This is a genomic window from bacterium endosymbiont of Bathymodiolus sp. 5 South (assembly GCF_900128535.1).
Taxonomy (GTDB): domain Bacteria; phylum Pseudomonadota; class Gammaproteobacteria; order PS1; family Pseudothioglobaceae; genus Thiodubiliella.
Window position 1 is genome coordinate 1 of sequence record NZ_FQTR01000212.1, and the last position, 2,387, is coordinate 2,387.

Here is a 2,387-nt window from a genome sequence, read left to right on the forward strand (position 1 = left end):
GTTGACTGCATTGGCTTGGAGGTTTGAGCCAATAATAGTGGTGGTTTTGTTTGGAGTATTAAGGTTTGTATTAGCAATGGTTGGGGTTATTGCCAGGGTTGTGATTAAGGTTAAAATTGATATTACAAATGGGTTTGGCATTTGGTTATTTTAATGGGTTTTGGTGGTTTTTTTTGTTTTAAAAATAGTGGTTTTGTTTTTAATGAGAGGGTGGGGTTATATTTTTACGATAAAAGGGTAGCGTCCCCTTTTCCCCTCTTTTCCCCTTGCCAGTTTTTTTATTTGTTATAGTGTTTTTTTAATTCTTTCCTGAAAACATAAAACTTGCTTGCCCAGTATTAAAATCTACTGAATATCTAGCCCCTTTCCAATTATCAATTTCCAATTTTCCATCGTAACAATACAATGCAAAACCTTCTTTATAATCCCAACAGCCAAAACTTTGTGATAAATCTGGCTTTAATATCCATATAATATTATCTTTATTATCATAACAAATAATATTGCTAGATACTGGTGGGGTGCTTGTTTCATTCAAATATCTTTTTTCATAAGCAATAATTTTTTTATCATAAATAGCGTTTTTTGGACAGTCATCAGGATAAGTATGTGTATTTATATCATATCCGTTAAGAAAAACTTTTTTGTTATTTTTTAAACATAAAATTGTTTCTACAACTAGCTTAGTTTTCATTATCTACTTCTACAAAGGTCTAGAATTATTAAATACATTTATATTTATATTCTCTAACAACTCATATTGCGTTCCACCACCATTGCCATTAAAGTTTTCTTTGGCAACACCTGTTCTCATTTTTATTCCTTTTGGTGGTTTCACATCAACAACATGATCTGGTAAATATGGTAGAGCAAATTTATCTTGGATTTCTTTAGGTGTCAATCCTTTAATGTCAGAATCTTTCATCATCCATCGTCCTGCATGTTTCGTTTCTCCTTTGGTAAAAACTCTAACATATTTATCTTTACCATTAGCCGTAAAATCAACAATTGGTTTACTCAGATTATATGGTGGATTGACATAACCAGAGTTTGCAATTTTCGTATTAACCGATTTACTAACTGTTTTATTTTTAAGTGCCTTAGCTTCTTTAATGCCCTTTACAATCTTACCAGCAGTCCCAGCAGGCACAATCACCGATAATATTCTGCCTCCACCTCTGATTTGATCTTGCGTGGCTTTGTCCAACTTATTCCATTTCGCACTAGCAACATTGCCGGTCTTATCATCAATATACTTAACAGTTACATCTAAACCATTGCCTACTTGGGTGCCCACTTTGGCAATAAGGTCTAGGGTCTTTTCTGTGGCTTTGGGGAAATGTTCATAAGATAACTCAATTGCTGCTTGAGATCCTTGTGCAATGACTTTAGTCAGTGGGTCGTTACCTTGTCCAATAGTTTCTAAACCATCTACTGGGTCACCATCGCCAACAATAGCAGCATAAATTGCAGCAGCGGTTAATGTGCCTGTTACTACAAAATCCTTCCCCTTGCTCTTATCAATCCCAGCATAATCCTGATTGTTGTTGTTAACAAGGTTTGTGTTTCTCTGTATTTCTGCTGGTGTGTTGCCTAGGTTTTTGTTGTTGCTGTCTGCTAAGTTGCCATCGCCATAGTTTTTTGAGGCGAACTCAACATAATCGCTAAAGTCGTCTCCATAGTTTTGGGCGTAGATTTCATTGTCTGCTTTGCTTGCGTTGTTTTGTGGGTTGGTGTTGATACTTGGGTCTTGGTTGTCTATCGCATGGCTAGTTTCATGTCCTAGGGTGGTTGCTAAATCTTTGGTGTTGTTAAGGTTGGCATCATTTAGGTAGATGCCGTTGTCTTCGCCGTAATGTCCTTTTCTGTTGTCTTGGCTATCTGCGACTAGTTTTACATCTACGGCTTGTGTGTAGCCCAACTCAACCATAACGCTACTCACCAGTTCTGTTGCTAATTGTTGTTTTTGTGTTGGTGTTAAGTTAGGGTCGGTTAAGGCTTTGGCTAGGGCTGGGTTATTGGCTATTTTGGCTGTAACGGCTTCATCGGTTTTGTGGAGTTTGTCTACTTCACTGAAGAAGTCTTTGAGTTCTGTTCTATCGGTATTGACTATTTGCTGGATGGCAGAGGTTATCATGCCTGATTTTTTAATATCTTTGGCGATTTGTATTCTGCCGTTTTTGGTTAGTAGTCTTGTGTCTATTTCGCCTTTTAAGCCTTTGTGAGAGGCTATGTTGTAGATGTTTACTTCTGTGTCTTTGATGTCTCTGTTGAGGAGTTTGGTGCTGGATTTGGATTTAGACTTGGATTTAGAATTGGAATTGTTTTGGTCGATGTCGGCTATTTGGATATTGCCACTGCCTAGGGTGGCTAGGACTTTGGTTTTA

At 37.1% G+C, this 2,387-nt stretch carries 1 protein-coding gene and 1 pseudogene; both read right to left on the reverse strand.

Annotated features, from left to right (window positions below):
• Positions 1-298: 298 nt before the first annotated feature.
• Entirely contained in the window at positions 299-694 is a 396-nt protein-coding gene (locus BBROOKSOX_RS10065; protein ID WP_139661601.1) for a hypothetical protein, read from the reverse strand.
• A gap of 9 nt (positions 695-703) precedes the next feature.
• Positions 704-2,387, reverse strand: a pseudogene (locus BBROOKSOX_RS10070) (hypothetical protein); the annotation flags it as partial.